Origin of the sequence: Paeniglutamicibacter kerguelensis (assembly GCF_017876535.1) — a bacterium.
Classification (GTDB): domain Bacteria; phylum Actinomycetota; class Actinomycetes; order Actinomycetales; family Micrococcaceae; genus Paeniglutamicibacter; species Paeniglutamicibacter kerguelensis.
On record NZ_JAGIOF010000001.1, the window covers coordinates 2,936,623 to 2,958,978 of the forward strand.

Below are 22,356 nucleotides of genomic sequence, written 5' to 3' on the forward strand. Positions count from 1 at the left end.
CTGCACCACGGCGGGCCCGCAATCAGCCGGCGAACAATTCCTTGCCCAGGTACGATCCCTCCGCGCACCCCGGAAGGACCGCGTAGACGGCCGAGCCTATGGCCGTTGTCCATTCGTTGAGCATGTCGGCCGTGGCCAGGCGCCTCTGGATGGGTAGGAACTGGCGCCCGGGATCGCATTGGTAGGAGGCGAAAAGCAATCCCGCGCTGCCCGGTTCCAGGTAGTTGTAGCCGCGGCGCAGGATGATTTCATCGGCCTCGCGCGGTTGGGAACGTGCAACGTGCGAATCCGGGGAAATGACGGGCAGCCCCAGTTCGTCCGTGGCACGCAGGTCCGGCGAATCGAATTCGTGGCTGCCGGTCAGCGGCGCACCGGTGTCCTGCCGCCTGCCGAGGGAAAAGTCCCGGCCCGGCCGGTCCACCCGGTCCCAGGCGTCGAGGTCCATCTCGATGCGGCGCAGCACCAACGAGGTTCCGCCGGGAACCCACGGCTCCAGGTTCTCGCCGCCCCAGAGCGCACGTTCGAGCCTTTCGCCGCTCGGGTTTCCGGTGCCGTCCAGCTGCCCGAAGAGGTTGCGCATGGTCGCAGCCTCGTCCTGGGAGCCGCGGGAATGGCGGAAGCCGTCCTGCACCCAGTGGAGCCTGGCCAATGGCCGCAGGTCCTTGAGCATGGCGCGCGAGGCGTGTGCGAGCGACATCCTGTCGTCCCCGCAAATCTGCAGGACCAGGTCGCTCTGGCCCCATGCGGGGTCCAGCGTGTCCCCCGGGAAGGTCTCGAGCTCCCTGAGCCAGCTCGGCAGCAGGCCCGGGTTCATGGTCTTCAGCGCGAGCGGCCCCAGCCCGACGGTGACGGTCAGCCGTGCAGGGTTTGCCGCGAGCTCGGGTTCCGTGTCGGCCAGGATGCCGCGCCCGTCCATGAGCCGGGCGGCATCGTCGCTGATCAGCCGGAACACACGGCGCAGGATCTCGCGTTGTTCGATCTCGTTTGAGGCGTCCGGCAGGATCAGGTCCAGTGCCAGGAAGGAAACGAAGGCCGGGGCCGGGGTCTGGATTCCCGGCTGCCTGTCCCCGTGGAAGGCGATGGTTTCCCGTCCGTGCATCGGGTCGCCGGGCTGCGTCGCGGCGGCCCGTGCGGTCCCGCCGCCGGAACCGGCTGCAAATCCTGCGGCGGCGCCGGCGACGGTTGCCGCACCACCTAGGAGCAAGGCACGCCGCGAGTGGACGCTTGGTTGGTTGGCTGTGGTTGTCACCTCGATCAGTGGTCTCCGTGCCCGGAGTGCTCGGCCTCCGGCGCATAGGATTCCTTGGCGCCGCCGAACTCCTTGATCTCGAAGTCGACTTCGTCGGTGCTCTGGTCCGCGTAGGTGAAGACCAGGGTCGCGGTGGAACCCGCCTTCAGTTCCTGCTTCAGGCCCATGAGCATGAGGTGCTTGGCTCCGGGTTCCAAGGCAACCGTCGAGTTGGCCGGAATGGCCAACGGGCCATCGAGCTTTTGCATGCTCATGGACGTCCCGGTTCCCGCCATCTCATGCAGCTCGACGCTCTCCGCCACGGGCGAAGAAACCGAAACAAGGGCTTTTTCCTGTCCGGTGGTGTTCTGCAATTGGGCGAAGCCGCTGGTCATTCCATCGGGCGCGGCCTTGATCCATGCCTCGCCGACATGAACCGCTGCGTCGTGGGTTGTTGCGTGCGTGCCTTGGCTTGCCGAATCGGCCGTGTTGGCGCTGGCGCAGCCGCTCAGCAGGGCTGCCGCAACGGCCGCCACGACACCTGCGCGGGTGAAGCGTGAGGCCGGGTTTTTCAAGGTGTGGTTGTTCAAGGGCATGGGAAATCTCCAGTGTATGGGCGGAGTATCCGGGCTTGGCCCAACGGGGCCGCCGGCGGATTCCGCGCGGCATCCAGCGGGTGCGGTTCTCCCGGGCCCGACCGCAAGAGCGCATGCGGCGGCCCGGGAAGCGGACGCGCGTGGGTGCCAAGAATTGTGTGTATGCGTGCACGTTCGGCGACGATCGTTCGCTCGGTGCACGTGGGATGCCGTTGCGGCACTACTGTGGCGGCAACGGCACCCGGATTGCCTACTTGCCTTGGCGGCGGACCTTCAGCAGGATCATCAGTATCGAGCCCAGCACGACTACTCCGGCAATGATCCAGACAACCGTGGTGGGAAGCCCTGCCAGCTGGTTGGCGGGGCTTTGCTGCTCGGGTGCCGGAGCCGTGGCGGCTCCGGAGCTTGGCGCCGCACTTGGGGCGGGGGTGGCTGCAGGGGTCGGCGTAGCGGATTCGACGGCTTGCGGATCCTGCACGCTGAAGGTCAGCTTCTTGTCGATGGGGTGGCCGTCGGAGGAGACGACCCGGACCACCAGGGTGTAGTCGCCATTGGGCAGGGTGGCGTCGGGCGTGACGTTGAGGTCCCGGCGGGTGATTTCGTAGCTCGTCTGGATGCTCTGGCCCTTCTCGTCCTTCAGCTCAACGATGGTGCCGATTTCCTTCAGGTCTCCGCTGAAGGTCAATACGAATTTTTCCGGGGAGGTCTTGAGCACCGCACCGTTTGCCGGCGTTGATGCCACCAATTCGTCGTGGGCCTGGGCGCTGCCGACACCGAAAAGCGTCATCAGGCTCAGTAGTGCAATGGCGAGCAGGGTGCCAAAGCGTGCCTTGGATCCCGAAATCTGGGCTGAAACATTCATGGTTGTTGTCCTTCTCCCCCGCCCTTTGTGGCGGGGTTCCTGTGTGGAGGGTTCTGCGATTATCAATAGGCGAAAGCAGAACCGCCAGGAGGGCCGCGCCGCCGCAGCGCGGGCAACAAAACGTCCAGGCGCGCCACCGGCATTGGAGATGAGACAGCCCGGGACCGCGGGTCAACAAGCGGCTGCCACGCGCGGTAGGACAGGATGCGCCGCGGAACGTACAGCAGGATGCTGTCGACCAGGGAGCGTGCGGCCAGCTCACCCTTGCGCAAGGCAGCGATGGTCAGCACGGCGGCCAGCAGGTGTGAAATCGGCATGAGGTAACCGAGGGATGGTTCGGCAACAGCGCTTGGCGGCAGGACCTGTCCAACACTCAGAACGATTGAATGTGCGCCATGTCCCGCGTGCGTTCCGGACTCCTGCAGGTGGCCGGTTGCTGATTGGTGTCCAAAAAGGCCGAAAACCGCGTGGTAGAGCCCCTGGCTCAAGACAACTGCAAGCGTCGTGCGAGCCAGGGAAAAATTGGTTGAGGCCAGTGCAGTGCACACGGCACCCGAAACCGCCAGGACAAGGCCGACAATCGCCAAGGGTGGCGTCATGCCGTCGGCAATGGTGTGGGAGGCCACGGCAAGGCACGTGCACACGAGTGCGCCGATCCAGCCACGCACAAAGCGCAGGCCGCGATCTTCCATGCCAAGTCCCTCCAACTGGTTTGTCCGCGGGGCAGTTGTGCCCCGGCAGCCCATTCTACGCGATTCTACAATATGTAGAACTCAACGAACCTTTTGGGCTAGTTCATTAAACCAAACGGCCCCGCACAACCGGTCCGAAGACCCATCGTGCGGGGCGGCTTGAAAGCTTCTGCGGGAGTGCAGACTACTTGCCGGTAACGGCAGCCTTCAGCTTGGAGCCGGCGGTCAGCTTGACCGAGTGGCCTGCTGGGATCTGGATGGCTTCGCCGGTCTGCGGGTTGCGGCCGGTGCGAGCTGCACGGTCGGTGCGCTCAACTGCGAGCCATCCCGGGATCGAAACCTTTTCGCCCTGCGAAATCTGGGAAACGAAAACCTCGAACACTGCATCCAGAACGCCGTTGACGGCTACCTGGGAGTTGCCGGTCTTCTCGGCGACAGCTGCAACAAGTTCACTACGGTTCATAGCCAAAGTATGTCCTCCTGGACTTCATCTTCCCGACCGATTCCGGTTCAGGACGCCTCGCATTCGCGTGGACTTCTGTGTGAGAACTTACCAAATGTTCAGACGCGAAACGCCCGAATTGGGCCGAATTCCCGGGATTTTTTTGAACTTTGGTAGGTTTTTCACGTTCAACGGCCAGTTTTAAGCCCAAAGAGAGATGAAGGGCACTTTTTTAGGCCGGTGCCGGCAATGCCGCAGACATCCCGTTTCGGGGTGTTTCGGGGCTTGGCACCGACCCGTTTTTCCGAGCATTCAGTCCCGGTGTTCCCATGCGTCCGGGTGCACCTCGCTCAAGAAAGCAGCTTGATTCCCGTCGCCTTTTCGGCTTCCTTCCAGATGGCTGCGGCGGCCCGGGGGTCGGTCGTGATTCGAGCCGGTTTCGACCGGACAGGTGTCCCCTTGAGCCAGCCCTTGGGGCCGAAGAAAGCCACTCCGTCGTTCCGAAACGCCTGTGGATCCAGGGCCGCACGCACGATCGGCAGCGCACCTCGGTTCTTGCCCTGAGTGAAGGGCGCCTGCAAAGAGTCGGCGAACAGTTTTCCCCGGTTTGGCTCATTGACACCGGGAACCGCTGGCGTGCGGCCCGAAATCGAGTAACCGGGATGTGCGCTCAACGCACGCACGGAGCTCCCGGCCTCCTGCAGCCTTCGGTCCAGTTCGAATCCGAAGGACTGGACCATGATCTTCGACTGCGCATAGGCCTGCCATCCCGAATAGCCGTTGCGCAGCTGCAGGTCGTCCAACCTCAATTTGACCAGGAGGGTGGAAAGCGAGCCCAAGGTGAGCACCCGGCTTCCCGGTGTCCGCTCCAGCACGGGCAACAGGCCGGCCACCAGGGCAAAGTGCCCGAAGAAGTTGGTGGCAGCGACAAGTTCCAGCCCGTCCTCGCTTTGTTTCCGCGTTCTGGGGGCATGGACCACCCCCGCGTTGGCAATGAGAACGTCCAGGGCATCCAGCTTGGCGAGTAGCTTGACTGCCCCGGCGACGGATTCAAGGCTTGCCATGTCCACGATTACGGAGGATACGTTGGCATTCGGCACCCGCGAACGGATGGCTTGCAACGCGGCTTCGGCCTTCGCCTGGTTCCGGCAGGCCAGGATCACCTCGGCGCCCCGCTGGGCCAGCTGCAGGCTGGTCCAGAAACCGATGCCGGCGTTGGCGCCGGTCACCAGGACGCGTTTGCCCGAGGCATCGCCCACGGAGCGGTGGCCACGAGGCGCGGAATCGTCAAGGAGCGGAACATTCTCTGTAGTGCCGAATTGATGTGTGCTCATGCTGAACAAAGCTACTCCCTCCTCCCCCCGTTCCATCGGAAAACACGGGAAAACGCGGACACTGCTTTCTGCTCATTGCCGCTGCGGCACCCTGCTCGTTAAGGTTGAGAGGGAGGACAAAGAGAGGCGGATCGATTCAGATGGCACACCGCAACCACGGAGAAAATCGTGATGCGTCGCTGCATGCCGCACGGTACCGCTTGGCACAAGAGCTAGCAACTGAAGATATTCCAGTTGATGAATATGCTCAAGCCACAGGCCGGAAATTCTCCGATGAGAAAGACGAACCGGCCGAAACGCCGCACTTCCATGCCGATGAAGAAGTCTGGGAGGTGGCCAACAGTGCCCTTGAGGCGGCCTTTGCCCGCGGCGACTTCGACAACCTTGCCTACGCGGGGAAGCCCATCCCCGGGCTGGGCAGCAACACCGACCCCGATTGGTGGGTCAAGGGCATGATGGAGCGGGAGAAGATCAGCGGCGTTGGCCCGCCGGCCCTGATGCTGCGCAAGGAGGATGCGGAGCTCGAGACAACTATGGACGGTTTGCATTCCAGAACCCAGGTACGGGAGCTCCTTGAGGACTTCAATGCGCGAATCATCAACGCCCGCCGTCAACTCAACGGCGGTCCACCGGTGATCACCAAGTTGCGGGACGTCGATGCCGAGCTTGAGGGCTGGGAACTGCGCCGCACCCAACAAGCGTCATCGACGGCGTCCGAGCCGCCGCTGCCGGCCACGGTGCGCACCGCTTGGTGGAAGAGGCGGTTCCGCTCCCGTTGAGCTCGTTGTCCGGATTCCGGCCGGCCGGCTAGACGATCGGTTCCCGGTAGGCGTGCAGGATATCCAGCTCAAGTTTGCTCGCTGTTGCCAGCCGGTACTCTTCCTGCCGGATCGCCTTCCGGTTCAGCAAACGCGACGCGCCACGGCCAGATCGGCCACCAGGGCCACTCCGAATCCCACGGCCATGACCAATATCGCCCGGGGTGCCGGCAGATCGGTTGCAATCACGATGATCGCCACGAGAAGCCCGGAGGCGGGAGCCAGCAAGTTGTTCCACTTCATGCCCACAGCCTACATACGGCGGCACGGCAAGTAGCCGCCGGGGCACTTCGGACCCGCCGCGTCAAAAAGTGTCCTTTGCTTAAAAGGCCAAAGGCCCCAACCGAAACGGTTGGAGCCTTTGACTGCTTCTGGAATTTACCAGGAAGACTTGGTGATGCCCGGAAGCTCGCCACGGTGTGCCATGTCGCGGAAGCGAACACGGGAGATACCGAACTTCTGGAAGGTACCGCGCGGGCGGCCGTCGATGGCGTCGCGGTTGCGAACGCGGATCGGCGATGCGTTGCGGGGCAGCTTCTGCAGGCCCAGACGAGCCTCTTCGCGTGCCTCGTCGGTTGCGTTCGGGTCAACCAAGGTCTTCTTCAGTGCGGCACGCTTTTCGGCGTAGCGCTCAACGATGACCTTGCGCTGCTCGTTCTTAGCAATCATAGACTTCTTAGCCATGTTTAGCGCTCCTCTCGGAATTCGACGTGCTTGCGGACTACCGGGTCGTACTTCTTCAGTACGAGGCGGTCCGGGTCATTGCGGCGGTTCTTGCGGGTCACGTAAGTGAATCCGGTACCGGCGGTCGACTTGAGCTTGATGATCGGACGTACGTCCTTATCCTTAGCCACTAGAGCTTCACACCCTTCGCAATGAGTCCTGCTACAACGGCGTCGATGCCGCGGACGTCAATGAGCTTGATGCCCTTGACCGAAAGGGTCAAGGTAACATTGCGGCGCAAAGACGGAACCCAGTAGCGCTTCTTCTGGATATTCGGGTCGAACCGACGCTTGTTGCGGCGGTGCGAGTGGGAGATGCTGTGTCCGAAGTTCGGAACTGCACCGGTCACCTGGCATACAGCTGCCATGATCACTCCTCAGTTGTAGTAAATATTGGCGGTACTCGTTTTACAGATACAGCGGAAAACTGCTGCCTCTGAATCTGCGATTAAGAGTCCCGCCACCAGTTGTGACACCGTATATTACTGCACACTTTGAAGGTAACCAGGCTGGGTGAGAACCAACCGAAGCGCCTTTATTAGCGTGAAAGACGGTGAACCTCGCGACCAGGTGAGTATTTTTCCCTACTCGGTAGATCGCGATATTCGGTTTTACGGGTAAACGTGCACACCCATAGGCATGCACGACTTAACGCCTTACCATCCTAGGCGATTAACACATCCGCGGACAAATCGAAGCCAACCAAAACCGTGTCTTTAATTGCGATCTGCCTCACGCCGCTCCGCACGTCACCGGAACGGGCGCTCGCCAGCCGGCCCTGCGACGGGCCGGATCAACGAAGAATCCAGTGTTCAGGGTCGAGTTGGCCGGTGAGCTTGCGGCCAATGCGCGCCAGTTCCGCCACATCGCGTTCATCGAGCCCGTCGAAGATAAACTGCCGCACGGAGGCAACATGCTCGGGGGCCAGGTGTTCGATCATGTCCCAGCCGGCAGTGGTGAGTCTTGCGATGGTGACCCGCGCATCGGATTCCGAGCGGCTGCGTTCCACCCAGCCACGGGCCTCGAGTTTCTTCACCACGTGCGACAGCCTCGACAACGAGGCGCTGGTGCGCGAGGCCAGTTCGCTCATGGGCAACGTCCGGTCCGCCGTTTCGGAAAGCATCGCCAGCACGTCGTAGTCAAAGAGCGTGATCTTGGCCTGCACCTGCAATTCGCTGTCCAACGCCGCAGGCAACAGCGTGGTGACCGACAGCAGGGCCAGCCAAGCCTCTCGTTCAATGGGGCTCAGCCACTTCGGTTCACTCATGGGAACCATCTTTCCATAGCCGCGCATTGGCTCACCTCACCGGCGTGTTTTCGATCTTGCCGCAAAACACGCCGATCCCGGGTTCCGTGACGGGTGTCCGCCAGGAATCCGGGATCGACGTTGGGCATGCCGGAGTCCGGCCGTGGCTCCCTACCGTGCGGCGAGGGCCTTGCGCCTGCGGTACGCGACGACCTGCGAGGCAACCACAACAACCAGGGCCAAGATGAACATGGCCGAGCCGATCACATTTGCCTGTGGTGGAATGCCGCGCGTTGCCGAAACGTAGATGAACTTCGGGAAGGTCGTGAAGTTGCCGGAGTTGAAGTTCGTGATGATGAAGTCATCGAAACTCATGGCGAAGGACAACAGCGCCGCCGCAACGATGCCCGGAAGCAACAGCGGGAAGGTGACCTTCCAGAACGTGATGAACGGGCTGGCGTAGAGATCCGAGGCGGCCTCCTCCAGCCGCGGGTCCAGCGAGGAAACCCTGGCCCGCACCGTCACCACCACAAAGGACATGCAGAACATGATGTGGGCGATCACGATGGTGGGGAAGCCAAGTTCCCAACCCAGGTTCAGGAACTGGGCCAACAGGGAGGCACCCAGAACTACTTCCGGGGTCGCCAGCGGCAGGATGATCAACAGGTCAGCGGTGTTGCGGAACTTGAACTTGTAGCGGACCAGGCCCAGGGCCACGCAGGTGCCCAGGACGGTGGCGAAAAGTGTTGCCACAACGCCGATCTGCAACGAGTTGACCAGCGATTCACACACGTTCGGTGCGCCGCAGGGGTTCTTCCAGTTGTCCAGCGTGAAGCCGCGCCATTCAAGGTTGGTTCGGCCGGCATCGTTGAAGGAAAAAACAAAGATGTATGCGATGGGAACCAGAAGGTATACGAAGGCGAGGCCTCCAACGACGGGGATGAACCAGCGTCCAATTTTTTGTCTCATGCCATAACCTCCTAGAACAGTTCCTTGGTGCCGAAGCGCTTGATGTATATGATGACCAACGCCAGGATGAGGATCATCAGGATGAAGCTCAAGGCCGAGGCGCCGGGATAGTCAACAACCTTGAAGAAGCGCGAATCGATGATCTGGCCGATCATCGCCGTGTCTCGGTTGTTGCCCAGCAACGCCGCGTTGACGTAGTCGCCGGCCGCCGGGATGAAGGTCAGCAGGGTGCCCGCAAAGACACCGGGCATCGACAGCGGAAGCGTGACCTTGAAGAACGTCGTGATGGGGCTGGCGTACAGGTCCCCCGAGGCCTCGAGCAGGTTGGTGTCCAGCCTGTCGAGGCTGGCGTAGATCGGCAGCATCATGAACGGCAGGAAGTTGTAGGTCAAGCCACAGACGACCGCGAACGCGGTGGCCGTGAGGTGCCCGTCCGGCGGCAGGATCGCAATCGCCCGCAGCACCGTCACAACCGGCCCCTCGTCGGAGAGGATCTGCTTCCAGGCCTGCGTGCGCAGGATGAAGCTGGAGAAGAACGGGGCAATCAGCAACACCAACAGGATTCCCTGCATAAGCTGGTGCCCGCGCAGCCGCACCGCCACCAAGTACGCCATGGGGTACCCGATCAGCAGCGCCGCAACGGTGGCGATCCCCGCGAAGAAGAAGGAACGCAGGAACACGTCCCAGTAGGCGGTGATGACCGTGGTGTAGTTGCTGAACTGCAAGGCCGGCACAAACTCGCCGATTTCGGCGCCCGGCGGCTTGGTGTACAGGGACATGGAAAGCAGCACCAAAACCGGGGCCGCGAAGAACAAGGCCAGGAAGGCCATGCCCGGAATGATCAGGTAGAGCCCGACCCGTCCCTTGCGTTTCTCCGCAGCGATTTCCTCATCGCTGCGGACGTCCGCGGGCGCGCCGCGCTTTTTGCCGCGGGGACGCGTGGCGGTGGCAGTCATACCGCGTCCTGCCCCTCGGTCGTCTTCTCCGCCCCGTCCAGCCCGAACGAGAACTCGGGTTCCCAGGTCATGCGGACGGTGTCGCCGCGCTGGGCGGGGTGCTGTCCCATGTTCTGGGAGAAGGTGCCGATGGTGCCGATGCCCGGGACCTCGACGAGGTACTCGGTGCTCACACCGGTGAAGGATGCATCCAGGACGGTGCCGGTGAGCATGTTCGCGGTGTGCGAGTAATCGTCGGGGAGGTTCAGGATGCGCATCTTTTCCGGCCGCACGCCGACGATTGCGGCGCCGCTGTGGGCCACCGAGCGGTTCTTGGGCATCACCAGCCTGTGGCCGGAGACATCCACGGCCACGGCGTCGCCGAGGTCCTCGGTCACCGTGCCGTGCATCAGGTTGGACTTGCCCAGGAAGTTGGCCACGAATGCGGTCTTGGGCAGCTCGTACAGGTCGCGCGGGGCGCCCATCTGTTCGATCCGACCCTTGTTCATGACGGCAACGGTGTCGGCCATCGTCATGGCCTCTTCCTGGTCGTGGGTCACGTGGATGAAGGTCAGGCCAACCTCGGTCTGGATCGCCTTGAGCTCCACCTGCATCTGGCGGCGCAACTTCATGTCCAGTGCGCCGAGCGGCTCATCGAGCAGCAGCACCGCCGGCCGGTTGACCAGCGCACGGGCGAGCGCCACGCGCTGCTGCTGTCCGCCGGACAGCTGGCTTGGCTTGCGCGAGGAGAGATGGCCGAGTTCGACCATTTCCAGTGCGGCCTTGGCGCGGGACAGCTGGTCCTTAACGCCCTTGCGCTTCAGGCCGAACGCCACGTTGTCCAGCACGCTCATGTGCGGGAACAGCGCGTAGGACTGGAACACGGTGTTGACCTGGCGCTGGAACGAGGGGAACTTGGTCACGTCCTGGCCGCCGATGCTAATGCTGCCGCTGGTCGGCTGCTCCAGTCCGGCGATCATGCGCAGCGTGGTGGTCTTTCCGCAACCGGACGGGCCGAGGAGCGCGAAGAACGTCCCGCTGGGGACTGTGAGCGTCAGGTCGTCCACCGCGGTGAAGTCCGTGAATCTCTTGGTCACGTTGCTGAGGTGCAGGTCGGCCCCCGAGGACTCCCCGGTCAGGGCCGGATCCTTCAGGGTTGTTGGAGTGCTCAATTTAGGCGCCAATCACTTGCTGGAACATGTTCTGGAATTCTGTTTCTTCGTCAACGGTCATTTCCCGTTCGCTGGTTGCCAGGCTCAGGTAATCCTCGGTGGGGAAGATCAACGGGTTGTCGACGAGCTTGGGGTCGATGTCCGCCATCGCCTCGCGTGCCCCGACAACCGGGCAAACGTAGTTCACGTACGCCGCAACCTCGGCAGCGACCGCGGGGTCGTAGTAGAAGTTCATGAGTTTTTCCGCGTTGCCCTTGTGCGGCGAACCGATCGGGACCATGAAGTTGTCGCTCCAAATCAGGCCCTTGCGTTCGGGCATGACGAACTCCCATTTGTCGCCCTCCTCGAAGTTCAACTGGGTGATGTCACCCGAGTAGACGAGGCCGGCAATGGCGTCCCCCGAAATGAAGTCCTGCTTGTAGGAGTTGCCCTTGACCTGGCGGATCTGGCCGTTCTTGATGTTCGCGTCCAACACGTCAAGGGAGTCCGAGTATTCGTCGACGCCCCAGTCGCCGGTGATGTCGATGCCTGCGTCGAGCATGAGCATCGGCATGGTGTCGCGCATTTCGTCCAACACCGTGATGCGCCCTTTCAGGGCCGGGTCCCAGAGATCCGAAACGTTCTTCAGTCCCTTGGGGAAGGCTTCCTTGTTCCAGGCCAGGCCCGTGAACCCGGACTGCCAGGTGAGCGACTGCTTGCGTCCCGGGTCGAATCGCACGCTTTCCAGTTCCGGCAACAGGTACTTGATGTTGGGGATGTTGTCGTGGTTCAGCTCCTGGACGTAGCCCTGGCGGATCAGTCGCTCGGACATCCAGTCGCTCGGCGTGATGATGTCCTGCCCGATGTCCTTGCCCGCGGCAAGCTGTGCCTGGATCTTGCCGTAGTAGGTGTCGTTGGAATCGATGTCCTCTGAGTAGGCGGCCTTGATACCGGATTCCTTCATGAACCGTTCCAGGGTCGGGTACTTCTTGGATTTGTCGTCGTAGTCCAGGTAGAGGGTCCAGTTGGCCCAATTGACGATCTTTGAATCCGCAGAGAGATTGGCGGCGGCACTCGGCGCGGCGGCCTTGCTGCCGCCCGAGGTGCCGCAGGCTGCCAAGAAGCCAGCCAGCGCCAATCCTCCGGCCCCCGCCAACACTCCCCTACGGGATACCTGGGCCGCGGCAATGCCCCGGCCCAGGCGTTGCAGGGAATTGCGCTGATGGTCACTGCGAGACATTATGCTCCGATTGCTGTCTGGAATTGGCTGTTGAACTTGGTTTCTTCATCGGCGCTCAGGCTCCTGAAGACGTGCGCCTTTGCGAGGTCCGTATCGGACGGGAAAATCAGTGGGTTGTTGACCAAACTCGGGTCGATCTTCTCCATGGCCTCCTTGGCCCCCTGGACCGGTGAAATGAAGTTCACGTACGCCGCGACCTGTGCCGCGATTTCCGGTTCGTAGTAGAAGTCCATGAGTTTTTCCGCGTTGGCCCTTCGCGGGGAGGCAACCGGAATCATCATGTTGTCGCTCCACAGGGTGCAACCGGCCTCGGGGATGACGAACTCCCATTGGTCGTTGTTCTCGAAGTTCATCTGCACGATGTCGCCGCTCCAGACGATGCCGGCAATGGCGTCCCCGGAGATGAAGTCCTCCTTGTACGAGTTGCCCTTCACCTGGCGGATTTGTCCGTCGTTGATCTGCTTGGCCAGCGTGTCGGTGGCCTTGGTGAATTCGGCGTCGCCCCACGGGCCCGAAATATCCACGCCTTCATCGAGCATGATGAGGCCAATGGTGTCGCGCATTTCGTCGAGCACCGTGATGCGGCCCTTGAGATCCGGGCTCCAGAGATCCGAAACCGTGCGGAGCCCCTTGGGGTACTTTTCCTTGTTCCAGGCAATGCCCGCGTAGCCGCTCTGCCAGGTCAGCGAATGCTCGCGTCCCGGGTCGAAGTCGACCTTTTGCAGTGCGGGGAGCAGGTTCTTGATATTCGGGATGTTGGCGTGGTCGAGTTTCTGCGTGAAGCCCTGGCGAATCATGCGCCCCGCCATCCAGTCGGTCAGGGTGATGATGTCCTGCCCGATGTCCTGGCCCGCCGAGAGCTGGCCCTGCACCTTGCCGTAGTAGGTGTCGTTTCCGTCGATGTCTTCGACGTAGTGCACATCGATGCCGGTGCGTTTGGTGAGTTCCTGCAGCGTCGGGTATTTCTTGGTTTTGTCGTCGTAGTCAAGGTAAAGCGTCCAGTTGGCCCAGAATACGTTTTTGTCGGTTGCCGAGACGTCCGTGACCGCGGGTGCCGTGCCGGCGGCACCGCCGGTGGCCCCGCCACCCGTGCCTCCACCGGTTCCGCAAGCGGCCAAGAGGCCGGCAATGCCCAAGCCTCCGGCGCCCGCGAGAAGTTTGCGGCGAGACATCTGCATACGTTGAGCCTGGGCGATCAGTGCCCGAACCCCCGGATCACTGGGCAGTTCACGATGGTTTTGACTAGACATGGCCGGATTCCCCTTCAGCTGATGCTGCATACACGACTGTCCATGCCACTCGTGACATACACCACAAAGAACATGTGACATGGATCATGTCAGGAAATCCGTTTTCTGACAATAGTTTTCGACTGATTTGCTTTCCTATCGAACGAAATCCATTGCACAAGACCCCTTCCACAACTGATTCCCTCGGGATACGCTCTAGTGAAGCGATGTGGTGCCCACCATGTTGAAAGTTTTCAGTGCTATCCAGATGGCTCGATCAGGAGGTCGATAAGCAGTGACCCACTCCGCGCACACCGGCGCCGGCAACGGATTCACCATGGACGCCACGTCCAAGGCGATCATTGAGCAATTGCAGGAAGACGGGCGCCGTTCCTACGCGTCCGTCGGCAAGGCCGTTGGCCTAAGCGAAGCCGCGGTGCGTCAGCGGGTCCAAAAACTCGTCGACAGCAAGGTCATGCAGGTAGTGGCGGTCACCGATCCACTACAGCTTGGTTTCAAGCGGCAGGCCATGCTTGGCATTCGATCCACCGGCGACATCATCGCCACGGCGGATCGGATTTCGGCCCTCCCGGAGGTCGACTACTGCGTTGTGGTCGCCGGACCTTCGGACATCATTGCGGAAGTCATTTGCGCCAATGATGAGGACCTACTTCGTATCATCACTGAAATTCGAGCCATCGAGGGCGTACGTGAAACGGAAACGTTCATGTACCTCTCGTTGCGTAAACAGGAATACAACTGGGGTACCCGATGAGCATTGTCAACACCACTCCGCGTGGCACCGATCGCCAGATCGCAGCCCGCGACCACCTATGGATGCATATGGCCCGATATTCTCCGCTGGAGAACGGCGCCCGCGTCCCGATCATTACCCGCGGCGAGGGCCACACCCTCTGGGACGACCAGGGCAAGAGCTACATCGACGGCCTGGCGGGCCTGTTTGTGGTCAACGCCGGCCACGGCCGCGCCGAATTGGCAGAGGTTGCGGCAAAGCAGGCCGAAAAGCTCGCTTTCATGCCGCTGTGGTCCTACGGCCACGAACCGGCAATCGACCTGGCGGAGCGCCTGGCGCACTACGCCCCGGGCGACCTGAACCGCGTCTTCTTCACCACCGGCGGCGGCGAAGCCGTCGAGTCGGCCTTCAAGCTTGCCAAGCAGTACTTCAAGCTGAAGGGCCAGCCGGGCAAGCACAAGGTCATTTCCCGAGCGCTCGCCTACCACGGCACCCCGCAGGGCGCCTTGGCCATCACCTCGCTTCCGGGCATGAAGACCCCGTTCGAGCCGCTGGTGCCGGGAACGTTCCGCGTGCCGAACACCAACTTCTACCGCGCCCCGGACCAGTTCGAGGACAACGAGAAGGACTTCGGCCTGTGGGCCGCGGAACGCATCCGCGAGGCCATCGAGTTCGAGGGTGCCGAGTCCGTTGCTGCCGTGTTCCTGGAGCCGGTGCAGAACTCCGGCGGCTGCTTCCCGCCACCGCCGGGCTACTTCCAGCGCGTGCGTGAAATCTGCGACGAGTACGACGTGCTGTTGGTATCGGATGAGGTCATCTGCGCCTTCGGCCGCATCGGATCGATGTTCGCCTGCGACGACTTCGGCTACGTGCCGGACATCATCACCTGCGCCAAGGGCATCACCAGCGGCTACTCTCCGCTTGGCGCAATGATCGCCTCGGAGAAGCTGTTCGAACCGTTCAAGCATGGCGACACCACGTTCTACCACGGCTACACCTTCGGCGGACACCCTGTCTCCACCGCGGTTGCCATGGCCAACCTGGACATCTTCGAACGCGAGGGCCTGAACCAGCGGGTGAAGGACAACGCACCGATCTTCAAGTCGACCCTGGAGAAGCTCAAGGACCTGCCGATCGTCGGCGACGTCCGCGGCGCCGGCTACTTCTACGGCATCGAGCTGGTCAAGGACAAGGAAACCAAGGAGACGTTCAACGACGACGAGTCCGAGCGCCTGCTGCGCGGTTTCCTCTCCACGGCCCTCTACGACGCCGGGCTGTACTGCCGCGCCGATGACCGCGGCGACCCCGTCATCCAGCTGGCGCCGCCGCTGACGGTGGGCCCGCCGGAGTTCGACAAGATCGAGTCGATCCTGCGTTCGGTGCTGACCGAGGCGGAGAACCACCTCTAAGGGGAATTCGCGTTATGCGGTGATTGGGTGGCGGTGAAGAAATTCACCGCCACCCAATCCTTTTGGGCCGGGAATGACTGCGCGTCCGGCGCGTGCCTTGGCACGGCTCATTGCTTCGGGCTCCCCCGTCGTGTTGAATGTTCCGACACCAGGCTCGGGAACGATGAGAGTGCCAGACGCAGAGAAAGCCGGAACCGACATGGAAACGAACGACTCCCCGCGATTCTCCCCCGGCCAGGCTTCGGCCAACCCCGCCCACAAGCAGCCTGGCAGGAAACTCCGCACATTCCTGCTGGCCATCGCGATCATGACGCTCGCCTTTGCCGTCTTCAGCATCTTTGCGTCAACCGTGGGAACGTCGGACAATTCCCCCTATGCCGAGAGTTCCCTGCTCACCTGGATCACGCTGCCTTCGTTCCTGCTCGGCTTTGTGTACCTGGCCTTGTATTTTCTCGTTCGCCGACGCCAAGCACGGTAATCCAGCAAGGCCCGGCGGAATACGCCAAGAGCCGTTCCGGGTCTCCGCTGTCTGCATCCTCCGGATGCCGGGGCGCGGTGGCGCGGTTTCCGAGGCATGGCCAACCCCTCGGAATCGAGACTTCCCAGTCTGCCGTCTGTTCCTGCCCACCCCGTGGGGCGGGCACTCACGAGCACGACGCCGAAGGTTCCGACCCAAAGCATCTGGTCAACGTCGTTGAGTTCCCCGACGGTCGTGGACAGTACCGCGGAAAAAATCATCGGACCCAGCGAGGCCAGCAGCATCTCCAGGATGAGTCCCGCAAAAACCAACATGAACTGGCGATGCCGGCTTTTCCCTTCGAGGCTGGCCATTGGTTGGTTCCACCGGAGCCGTCATCCGGGTGCATCCCACCTATCGCAAATGTCAGTCGCAGAGGGTCCGCTCCGAGATCCCGGGCATGGGTGTGGTCCTTTGAAGGACCGGGTATTTGCCCGGCACCATGGGACAACACCCACCAATACCTGCCGTTGGCACTTCAGGAAACAACGGCTTTCGTCGGCTCCACGGCAGGCCCACAGCTCCGCCTACTTCAGCTCGATTTCCACAAACACGAACTCGGTATCCGCGGCATTGACGACGTTGTGTTCGTTGCCTGCAACCCGCGTGTACGAAACGCCGGCGGTCAGTTCGTTGACCACAACCCCTTCGCGGGTTTCCAGAACCAGTTCACCGGTGGTCATGGGAACCACCACATAGTCGGTCGGGTGGACATGCCAACCGGTTTCGGTGCCGGGCGCAAAGCGCCATTCGGTGACCCGAACGCGCTCATTGTCGATCTGGAGCGTGGCAATTGCAGGGGTGCGTGTCGTGGGTTTCATCTGGCTTCCTGGCTGTCGTTGAGTACGCCAAACATGCATGCGGCCTGCATCGTTTGAAGCGGATGGCACCAGGGGAGGTGCCACAGTTTCATCGTGGCAGCGGACCGATCCAACGCCAAGAAGATGACACAGCCCCTTCAGGGCATGCCGGCTTTCCCTCCGCGCTGCCCGCTGGGCTTGAAGTTCCTTGTACCGCCACACGTTCTCGCATAGGGTCGCCAGTACGAAGCCTGCCAAGACCAAGGAATGGACTGTTCGATGATGGAAGCACCCACGGGAATCCTGAAAGACGATGAACTTGATTTGATCCGCGAGGTCGAAGCCGAGCGCATGGAGTTGCTTGATGAAGACGAACTTCTGGCGCTGCACAAGCGTGTGCGCCGCGCCCGCAAGAAACACACAAAGAACTATAGGCGGCTTGCTGCCGCCGGGGTTGTGGAGGAAGGCGCCCGGGGAACCGCCCGTCCGCGTCACGGCAAGGCCGCACAGCGTGCGGAGATCTTTGAAGAGGCGCTGTCCCGAGTCAGCAACAGACTCGCTGCCGTCGCACAGGAAACCTACGAGGCTCTGAAGGCCGAACGGCTGGAGCGCGCCGCAGCAGGAAAGTCCTCGGGACCCCATGGCTCAACGGGCCCCGCAGCCGGAGGAGTTGGACCCGGACGTGCCGCCGAGCACCAGACGTCCCCGGGAACGAAGAAGAAGCAGGCCTCCTCGCAGGCCGCCGGCGCCAAGCGCCAGGCCAAGCGGGATTCCAAGTAGACCAACCGCACGAAGCCAGGGTCGGGGACATTCACAGTGAATGTCCCCGACCCTGGCTTGTGAATTCCGGATACGGAGAACGGCATGCTGGTCCTACGAATGCTTCCGTGTCCATGCCGCTGGCATCTCAAAGAAGCAATGAGCGTCGAAAAACAGGCTCGTCCGGGTGGCGGCTTCAACCCTGCAGACTGCAGGTCAGTGACCGGAACCCAGTAATGCCCGCAAGGACGCGATGGCGGCCCGCACTCCCGTTTCCAGCGTTGGTTCGATGACCGGGCCGAAGAACGGCGAGTGGTTGACCGGCGGCGTTCCACTGGACAAATCGAAGCCACCGAACATCCAGTAAACAGAGGGAACACCGATCGAATCGGCAAGATGTCCGAAGTCCTCGCTGCCCATCGAAGGCGCGGCGTCGTGCACGGCATCGGGGCCGAGTTCTTGGCTCAGGGCCTCGACGATTCGTGCGGTGGCCGCCGGGTCGTTGTAGCAGCGCGGGAAGGTATAGATTTCTTCGATCGTTGGTTCCGGTGCTGCGGAGGCGAGCGCCTCCGCAGCAATGATTCGCCGCACTGCTGCAAGCACCTGGTCCCTGGTGTCCTGCGTGAAGGTGCGGATGTTCAACGTGAATTCCGCGCGATCCGGAATGATGTTTTCCTTCAGTCCCGCATGGAACGTGCCGCTGGTGACCACTGCCGGGGTCAAGGGGTCCAACTCACGCGACACGATGGTCTGGAGCCGGGTGATCATATGCGCTCCAAGCACAATCGGATCGATGCTCGTTTGCGGTTGCGAGCCATGGGATTGGCGTCCGAACACCGTCACGCGCAGGGCATCCGCCATTGCCATCGCCGTACCGGTGGAAATGTTGATGTGGCCTGCCTGCAGCGGCATGACGTGCTGGCCCAGAACCACCTCGGGGCGAGGAGCCTTCTCCCACAATCCGTCCTGCACCATAGCCCGGGCACCCGAAGCGGTTTCTTCGCCAGGCTGGAAGAGCATCACCAGCGTGCCGGACCAGGTATCGGTCTCGCGGGCAAGGACCTTGGCTGCCGTAAGCGCCGCGGTGATGTGCGTGTCGTGCCCGCACCCGTGCATTACCGGAACCGTCGTCCCGTCCTCCATGGTGCCGGTGGCATGGCTTGAATAGTCCAGCCCGGTATCTTCCAGGATGGGCAGCCCGTCGGTGTCGGCGCGGAACGCCACCACCGGCCCCGGTCCGTTGCGCAGGATGCCCACCACGCCGGTGCCGCCGCATCCGAAGTTTTCGATGCCTAATGTCGTCAGCTCGGCAGCAATGAACGCAGTGGTGCGATGCTCCTGCATGGAGAGCTCGGGGTTCGCATGCAAGTGGCGGTACGTCTCGTGCATGGCAAGGGTATCGGCATCGCTGAGCAACTGCCGGGTGGTTGTTTCTGACATGTCTAGCCAACCTCTTCTTCAATGGGGGTTCGGGGTGCTTCTTCGGCTTCCACGGTGTGGTCCTCGTTGCGGTTGCGCAGGAACCATGAAAGCAGCACGGTTCCAAGCACCGTGATTGCCGTGGCGAACATGGCGACCTTTGGGGCTGCCGGGATCACCAGGAACTGCACGGCCAGGGCCAGTGCGACGGCGAAAAGCGTCGGTCGCACCCTCTTCATCGTGACGATGCACTGCACGAGCACCGCGCCCATGAGCGCCGGCAGGATATACAGGCGGGCGACCTCGATCAATGCCGGCGGGATTCGGCTCATCAGCCAGGTGCCCAAGAGCCCGACGAAGATCAGCAGGGAGCTCAGGTGGACAGTCGCGGCGCCGCAGATGGCCATGACCGCGGCAAGATCCCCCCCGTTTGGTGCCGGGGCGGGCATTGATGCTCGATTGGGCGACGATGGCCGCAGGGAGCAGCTTGTTGGAAATGTTGCCGATCATGAACGCCTGGTACATGGCGGCCGAGCCCAGGATCGGGAAGTAGGTCAGGGGCTCGACGATCCAAAAAACGCCGAAGGTCGCTGCCACCGCCAGGAACGCTATCCAGATCTGGGAGGAGGAGATGTCCAGTCCACCGAACACCACCAGATAGACGGGACCGATCAGGGAAAGAACCAACCCGGCGATCATGGTGATGCGTCCCCATCGGGACGTTGCGGACTCGAACGCCACCATGCCTGCATCGGCACGTGTCAGAGATTGCGTACTCATGATGTCATTCCTTTCGTATGGCGGAGGCTAGGAGGTGTGGGCGACGAAGGCGACGGCGATGGCCACAATGATGGCGAAGCCGAGAGCCCATTCCTTGAGCCAGTTGGCCCGCAGGATCTTGGCGAGGAACAGGCAGCCGGCCATGACCGCGGCTGACACCAGAAGCGTGATGAAGTGGATCCCCGATTTGGGCATCTCGGCGATCGAGAGCATTGAGAAGGCACCGAGCAAGGCGGCGGCGGGAATGATCGCCATGGCCGCCGGATTTACCTGGGCCAGGCGCTTGCCTCCACGCTTCAGGATCGGGGTCAGCAGCAACGTGGCCAGCATCCACATGCCGCCGGACAGACTCATGGCCATGAATGCAACCGCAAAGACCTGCTGGGTGTAGTCGGCACCTCCCAGGGTGGCGCCCATGGATGTGGCGGCAATGCCGGCGGAAGCAGTTTCGGTGGCAGCGGAACCGATCAACCCGATGCGCACCAGCACTGCCGGGGTGCCAAACAGTGCCAGCAGGGCGATCGCCACCAGAACCACTGCAAGCGAGGGGCCGATCGACGCCACGGCGCCCGCGCGAAACGCCCCGGTCAGTTCGGAGGCCGGCATGCCGATTTCCGGGGCGGTCCGCCGGGCCGCCTTCACGTATATGAACGTCTGGATGAAGATCACCGCGAAAACGCCGAGTGCGCAAATCCAGACGAGCGGGGAATTCGCAACGGCGAGTATGTCGGTGGAGCCGGCTGCCGCCGGAATTGGAACTCGAAGTGTGTGCATGGGCCAAAACTCCTCATAAATGTGAGCCGGATTACAAATACGACTTCGCTGTGGCACAACTTTCCGGCTTATTCGCCGCAAATGGCAAGGGATTCGTGAAACCGCCACAAAAATGGCCATTTCCCCCAAAATCACCCTAGTTTCAGGATTGACTTCCCCGGCTTCCACGGGCGGAGCACACTGTGAAGCACGAGACATCGCCAAGCGGGCGTGGCGTCAGGAAGAGAAACGAGGAAACACGTGGGTGAGATCCAGGACATGTCGGCTGTGGAACTGACGGAGGGCATTCGGAAGCGGACGTTGTCATCGCGTGAGGCCCTTGAGTCCCACTATCGACGGATCGACGACGTCAACGCCTCCATCAATGCAGTGGTTACCCAAGACCGGAAGGCGGCCTACGCAGCGGCAGCCAATGCGGACCGGATGAGCGTTGCGGGAGGCCCGCTCGGCCCGCTGCACGGCCTGCCCATGACGCACAAGGACACCCACAACGTTCGAGGGCTTCGCAGCACCCAGGGGTCTCCGGTATTCAAGGACTTTGTGCCGGAACAAGACGATTTGATCATCGAACGATTGCGTGCGGCTGGAGTCGTGGCCACGGGCAAAACCAATGTGCCGGAGTTCGGCGCCGGATCGCACACCTTCAACGAGGTCTTCGGCACGACCACCAACCCGTATGACACTTCATTGAGCGCGGGAGGTTCGTCGGGAGGAGTTGCCGCGGCGATTGCGGCTCGCATCCAGCCCCTCGGCGAAGGATCCGACATGGGTGGGTCGCTGCGCATCCCCGCGTCTTTCTGCAACGTCGTGGGATTCCGTCCCTCCTACGGGGTGATCCCGATGCCCTCCGCTGCCAATGCCTGGGCCTGGCTGGGGCGGACCGGCCCGATGGCCAGGGAAATCGATGACATCGCGCTGTTCATGTCGGCGGCAGCCGGGCCGAGCCCCCTGGTGCGCACGCCAAGCGTACTCAGCGGTGCAGACTTCGCGGGGCCCGTGGTGGGCGACCTGCGCGGAGTGCGGATCGGTTGGAGTCCCGATTTCGGGATCGGCATCCCGGTGGAACCGGCCGTCCTTCAGGTGCTGGAACGCCAGCTTCGGGTGTTCGAGGAAGCCGGCGCGATAGTCGAGCAGGCCTCCCCCGATTTCTCGGAGGCTGATCTCGTATTCCAACGTGCGCGGGCCACCGACTTCGCCGCGGGTCTGGGCGATCTGGTGCGCGAGCACCGCGGGTTGGTCAAGCCGGAGGTCATTTGGAACGTGGAGTTGGGCTGGTCGCTGAGCGCCCAGGACCTGATCGACGCCGCTGCGGCCCGGACCCGCTTGGAAGCTTCGGTGCGCGGTTTCTTCAGTGACTACGATGTGTTCCTAAGCCCGGCGGCCCAGGTGCTGCCCTTCGACGCGACGCTGCGGTACCCCGGTTCCGTGGCCGGGGTGGCCTCGGAGACCTACCTGGACTGGATGCGTTCGGCATGCGTGCTTTCCGCAACGGGGCTGCCGGTCCTTGCCATGCCGGCGGGGTTCACCGGCGAGGGATTGCCCGTTGGGTTCCAGCTGGCGGTGAACCACTATCGCGATGTCGAGCTGTTGCGCTACGCCAAGGGCTTCGAGGATCGCACCCGCTGCGTCGATGTGCTCCCCGCGCTGCTGACTACATCGATCACCGGATAGCATTTCGGA

The 22,356-nt window shown here is 62.3% G+C and carries 26 protein-coding genes; 6 read left to right on the forward strand and 20 right to left on the reverse strand.

The features are described from left to right. Nucleotides 1-22: 22 nt before the first annotated feature. From JOF47_RS13505 to JOF47_RS13530, 6 genes are all read right to left on the reverse strand, one after another. Entirely contained in the window at nucleotides 23-1,249 is a 1,227-nt protein-coding gene (locus JOF47_RS13505; RefSeq protein WP_342592778.1) for a Dyp-type peroxidase, read from the reverse strand. A gap of 5 nt (nucleotides 1,250-1,254) precedes the next feature. Then, nucleotides 1,255-1,824 (reverse strand): copper chaperone PCu(A)C, encoded by a 570-nt coding sequence (locus tag JOF47_RS13510; RefSeq protein ID WP_209999399.1) that lies wholly within the window; start codon nucleotides 1,822-1,824, stop codon nucleotides 1,255-1,257. A 250-nt stretch (nucleotides 1,825-2,074) separates the two neighbouring features. Next, nucleotides 2,075-2,686 (reverse strand): copper resistance CopC family protein, encoded by a 612-nt coding sequence (locus tag JOF47_RS13515; RefSeq protein ID WP_209999404.1) that lies wholly within the window; start codon nucleotides 2,684-2,686, stop codon nucleotides 2,075-2,077. 62 nt (nucleotides 2,687-2,748) lie between these two features. Further along, nucleotides 2,749-3,378, reverse strand: a complete 630-nt coding sequence (locus JOF47_RS13520) for a hypothetical protein (RefSeq protein ID WP_209999405.1) — start codon at nucleotides 3,376-3,378, stop codon at nucleotides 2,749-2,751. 184 nt (nucleotides 3,379-3,562) lie between these two features. Continuing rightward, nucleotides 3,563-3,847, reverse strand: a complete 285-nt coding sequence (locus JOF47_RS13525; RefSeq protein ID WP_068733068.1) for an HU family DNA-binding protein — start codon at nucleotides 3,845-3,847, stop codon at nucleotides 3,563-3,565. Between the two features lie 323 nt (nucleotides 3,848-4,170). Further along, the gene (locus JOF47_RS13530; protein ID WP_209999407.1) at nucleotides 4,171-5,154 is read right to left on the reverse strand and encodes an SDR family NAD(P)-dependent oxidoreductase; all 984 of its coding nucleotides are present in this window, start codon (nucleotides 5,152-5,154) and stop codon (nucleotides 4,171-4,173) included. Between the two features lie 140 nt (nucleotides 5,155-5,294). Here JOF47_RS13530 and JOF47_RS13535 point away from each other — a divergent pair, with 140 nt between their 5' ends. Next, nucleotides 5,295-5,933 carry a DnaJ family domain-containing protein gene (locus tag JOF47_RS13535; RefSeq protein WP_209999409.1) on the forward strand — a complete coding sequence of 213 codons (639 nt, stop codon included), beginning with the start codon at nucleotides 5,295-5,297 and terminating at the stop codon, nucleotides 5,931-5,933. A gap of 123 nt (nucleotides 5,934-6,056) precedes the next feature. Here JOF47_RS13535 and JOF47_RS13540 read toward each other — a convergent pair whose 3' ends face one another. From JOF47_RS13540 to JOF47_RS13585, 10 genes are all read right to left on the reverse strand, one after another. Then, complete coding sequence (locus JOF47_RS13540; RefSeq protein WP_209999411.1) at nucleotides 6,057-6,215, reverse strand: hypothetical protein; 159 nt, start codon at nucleotides 6,213-6,215, stop codon at nucleotides 6,057-6,059. Between the two features lie 135 nt (nucleotides 6,216-6,350). After that, nucleotides 6,351-6,656 carry a 30S ribosomal protein S14 gene (gene rpsN, locus JOF47_RS13545; protein WP_209999415.1) on the reverse strand — a complete coding sequence of 102 codons (306 nt, stop codon included), beginning with the start codon at nucleotides 6,654-6,656 and terminating at the stop codon, nucleotides 6,351-6,353. A gap of 2 nt (nucleotides 6,657-6,658) precedes the next feature. Further along, nucleotides 6,659-6,826 carry a 50S ribosomal protein L33 gene (rpmG, locus tag JOF47_RS13550; RefSeq protein WP_068733060.1) on the reverse strand — a complete coding sequence of 56 codons (168 nt, stop codon included), beginning with the start codon at nucleotides 6,824-6,826 and terminating at the stop codon, nucleotides 6,659-6,661. Then, nucleotides 6,826-7,062: a 50S ribosomal protein L28 gene (gene rpmB / locus JOF47_RS13555; protein ID WP_209999416.1), complete on the reverse strand. Its 237-nt coding sequence runs from the start codon at nucleotides 7,060-7,062 to the stop codon at nucleotides 6,826-6,828. Before rpmB ends, rpmG begins: the two co-directional genes overlap by 1 nt. Before the next feature lie 425 nt (nucleotides 7,063-7,487). Further along, nucleotides 7,488-7,961 (reverse strand): MarR family winged helix-turn-helix transcriptional regulator, encoded by a 474-nt coding sequence (locus tag JOF47_RS13560; protein WP_209999417.1) that lies wholly within the window; start codon nucleotides 7,959-7,961, stop codon nucleotides 7,488-7,490. A gap of 150 nt (nucleotides 7,962-8,111) precedes the next feature. Further along, nucleotides 8,112-8,909 (reverse strand): ABC transporter permease, encoded by a 798-nt coding sequence (locus JOF47_RS13565; RefSeq protein ID WP_209999419.1) that lies wholly within the window; start codon nucleotides 8,907-8,909, stop codon nucleotides 8,112-8,114. 11 nt (nucleotides 8,910-8,920) lie between these two features. Further along, nucleotides 8,921-9,865, reverse strand: a complete 945-nt coding sequence (locus JOF47_RS13570; RefSeq protein ID WP_209999421.1) for an ABC transporter permease — start codon at nucleotides 9,863-9,865, stop codon at nucleotides 8,921-8,923. Then, nucleotides 9,862-11,016, reverse strand: coding sequence for an ABC transporter ATP-binding protein (locus tag JOF47_RS13575; protein ID WP_245356368.1), 1,155 nt, complete (start codon nucleotides 11,014-11,016; stop codon nucleotides 9,862-9,864). The genes JOF47_RS13570 and JOF47_RS13575 overlap by 4 nt, the downstream gene beginning before the upstream one ends. 1 nt (nucleotide 11,017) lies before the next feature. Continuing rightward, nucleotides 11,018-12,235 carry an ABC transporter substrate-binding protein gene (locus tag JOF47_RS13580; RefSeq protein WP_209999423.1) on the reverse strand — a complete coding sequence of 406 codons (1,218 nt, stop codon included), beginning with the start codon at nucleotides 12,233-12,235 and terminating at the stop codon, nucleotides 11,018-11,020. Next, nucleotides 12,235-13,485, reverse strand: a complete 1,251-nt coding sequence (locus JOF47_RS13585; RefSeq protein ID WP_209999424.1) for a polyamine ABC transporter substrate-binding protein — start codon at nucleotides 13,483-13,485, stop codon at nucleotides 12,235-12,237. Before JOF47_RS13585 ends, JOF47_RS13580 begins: the two co-directional genes overlap by 1 nt. A 316-nt stretch (nucleotides 13,486-13,801) precedes the next feature. Between JOF47_RS13585 and JOF47_RS13590 the strand changes: the two genes are divergently transcribed. The 3 genes from JOF47_RS13590 to JOF47_RS13600 all read left to right on the forward strand — a co-directional run bounded on the left by JOF47_RS13590 (nucleotide 13,802) and on the right by JOF47_RS13600 (nucleotide 16,105). Next, nucleotides 13,802-14,239, forward strand: coding sequence for an Lrp/AsnC family transcriptional regulator (locus JOF47_RS13590; protein WP_210001671.1), 438 nt, complete (start codon nucleotides 13,802-13,804; stop codon nucleotides 14,237-14,239). Beyond that, nucleotides 14,236-15,627, forward strand: coding sequence for an aspartate aminotransferase family protein (locus JOF47_RS13595; RefSeq protein ID WP_209999425.1), 1,392 nt, complete (start codon nucleotides 14,236-14,238; stop codon nucleotides 15,625-15,627). Before JOF47_RS13590 ends, JOF47_RS13595 begins: the two co-directional genes overlap by 4 nt. A gap of 199 nt (nucleotides 15,628-15,826) precedes the next feature. Then, nucleotides 15,827-16,105: a hypothetical protein gene (locus tag JOF47_RS13600; RefSeq protein ID WP_209999426.1), complete on the forward strand. Its 279-nt coding sequence runs from the start codon at nucleotides 15,827-15,829 to the stop codon at nucleotides 16,103-16,105. 566 nt (nucleotides 16,106-16,671) lie between these two features. On the opposite strand, the gene JOF47_RS13605 is transcribed toward JOF47_RS13600, so the two are convergent. Then, nucleotides 16,672-16,965, reverse strand: coding sequence for a cupin domain-containing protein (locus JOF47_RS13605; protein ID WP_209999427.1), 294 nt, complete (start codon nucleotides 16,963-16,965; stop codon nucleotides 16,672-16,674). A 258-nt stretch (nucleotides 16,966-17,223) separates the two neighbouring features. Here JOF47_RS13605 and JOF47_RS13610 point away from each other — a divergent pair, with 258 nt between their 5' ends. Then, nucleotides 17,224-17,724, forward strand: a complete 501-nt coding sequence (locus JOF47_RS13610) for a hypothetical protein (protein WP_245356369.1) — start codon at nucleotides 17,224-17,226, stop codon at nucleotides 17,722-17,724. Nucleotides 17,725-17,919: 195 nt separating this feature from the next. Here the strand turns inward: JOF47_RS13610 and JOF47_RS13615 are convergent, their stop codons facing one another. From JOF47_RS13615 to JOF47_RS13625, 3 genes are all read right to left on the reverse strand, one after another. Further along, nucleotides 17,920-19,143 (reverse strand): amidohydrolase, encoded by a 1,224-nt coding sequence (locus JOF47_RS13615; protein WP_209999428.1) that lies wholly within the window; start codon nucleotides 19,141-19,143, stop codon nucleotides 17,920-17,922. 2 nt (nucleotides 19,144-19,145) lie between these two features. Next, nucleotides 19,146-19,571: a hypothetical protein gene (locus JOF47_RS22365; protein WP_342592779.1), complete on the reverse strand. Its 426-nt coding sequence runs from the start codon at nucleotides 19,569-19,571 to the stop codon at nucleotides 19,146-19,148. A gap of 358 nt (nucleotides 19,572-19,929) precedes the next feature. Continuing rightward, nucleotides 19,930-20,676: a DUF5058 family protein gene (locus tag JOF47_RS13625; protein WP_209999429.1), complete on the reverse strand. Its 747-nt coding sequence runs from the start codon at nucleotides 20,674-20,676 to the stop codon at nucleotides 19,930-19,932. 258 nt (nucleotides 20,677-20,934) lie between these two features. On the opposite strand from JOF47_RS13625, the gene JOF47_RS13630 reads away from it, so the two are divergent. Beyond that, the gene (locus JOF47_RS13630) at nucleotides 20,935-22,347 is read left to right on the forward strand and encodes an amidase (RefSeq protein WP_210001675.1); all 1,413 of its coding nucleotides are present in this window, start codon (nucleotides 20,935-20,937) and stop codon (nucleotides 22,345-22,347) included. Nucleotides 22,348-22,356: the final 9 nt, after the last annotated feature.

Coding starts and splice junctions, on each gene's coding strand:
- JOF47_RS13585 (WP_209999424.1), bottom strand. CDS start 13,485: ATGTCTAGTCAAAACCATCGTGAACTGCCCAGTGATCCGGGGGTTCGG.
- JOF47_RS13590 (WP_210001671.1), top strand. CDS start 13,802: ATGGACGCCACGTCCAAGGCGATCATTGAGCAATTGCAGGAAGACGGG.
- JOF47_RS13535 (WP_209999409.1), top strand. CDS start 5,295: ATGGCACACCGCAACCACGGAGAAAATCGTGATGCGTCGCTGCATGCC.
- JOF47_RS13605 (WP_209999427.1), bottom strand. CDS start 16,965: ATGAAACCCACGACACGCACCCCTGCAATTGCCACGCTCCAGATCGAC.
- JOF47_RS13510 (WP_209999399.1), bottom strand. CDS start 1,824: ATGCCCTTGAACAACCACACCTTGAAAAACCCGGCCTCACGCTTCACC.
- JOF47_RS13600 (WP_209999426.1), top strand. CDS start 15,827: ATGGAAACGAACGACTCCCCGCGATTCTCCCCCGGCCAGGCTTCGGCC.
- JOF47_RS13520 (WP_209999405.1), bottom strand. CDS start 3,378: ATGGAAGATCGCGGCCTGCGCTTTGTGCGTGGCTGGATCGGCGCACTC.
- JOF47_RS13595 (WP_209999425.1), top strand. CDS start 14,236: ATGAGCATTGTCAACACCACTCCGCGTGGCACCGATCGCCAGATCGCA.
- JOF47_RS13610 (WP_245356369.1), top strand. CDS start 17,224: ATGATGGAAGCACCCACGGGAATCCTGAAAGACGATGAACTTGATTTG.
- JOF47_RS13570 (WP_209999421.1), bottom strand. CDS start 9,865: ATGACTGCCACCGCCACGCGTCCCCGCGGCAAAAAGCGCGGCGCGCCC.
- JOF47_RS13565 (WP_209999419.1), bottom strand. CDS start 8,909: ATGAGACAAAAAATTGGACGCTGGTTCATCCCCGTCGTTGGAGGCCTC.
- rpsN (WP_209999415.1), bottom strand. CDS start 6,656: ATGGCTAAGAAGTCTATGATTGCTAAGAACGAGCAGCGCAAGGTCATC.
- JOF47_RS13625 (WP_209999429.1), bottom strand. CDS start 20,676: ATGCACACACTTCGAGTTCCAATTCCGGCGGCAGCCGGCTCCACCGAC.
- JOF47_RS13530 (WP_209999407.1), bottom strand. CDS start 5,154: ATGAGCACACATCAATTCGGCACTACAGAGAATGTTCCGCTCCTTGAC.
- rpmB (WP_209999416.1), bottom strand. CDS start 7,062: ATGGCAGCTGTATGCCAGGTGACCGGTGCAGTTCCGAACTTCGGACAC.
- JOF47_RS13515 (WP_209999404.1), bottom strand. CDS start 2,686: ATGAATGTTTCAGCCCAGATTTCGGGATCCAAGGCACGCTTTGGCACC.
- JOF47_RS13630 (WP_210001675.1), top strand. CDS start 20,935: ATGTCGGCTGTGGAACTGACGGAGGGCATTCGGAAGCGGACGTTGTCA.
- JOF47_RS22365 (WP_342592779.1), bottom strand. CDS start 19,571: ATGCCCGCCCCGGCACCAAACGGGGGGGATCTTGCCGCGGTCATGGCC.
- JOF47_RS13540 (WP_209999411.1), bottom strand. CDS start 6,215: ATGAAGTGGAACAACTTGCTGGCTCCCGCCTCCGGGCTTCTCGTGGCG.
- JOF47_RS13580 (WP_209999423.1), bottom strand. CDS start 12,235: ATGTCTCGCAGTGACCATCAGCGCAATTCCCTGCAACGCCTGGGCCGG.
- JOF47_RS13615 (WP_209999428.1), bottom strand. CDS start 19,143: ATGTCAGAAACAACCACCCGGCAGTTGCTCAGCGATGCCGATACCCTT.
- JOF47_RS13560 (WP_209999417.1), bottom strand. CDS start 7,961: ATGAGTGAACCGAAGTGGCTGAGCCCCATTGAACGAGAGGCTTGGCTG.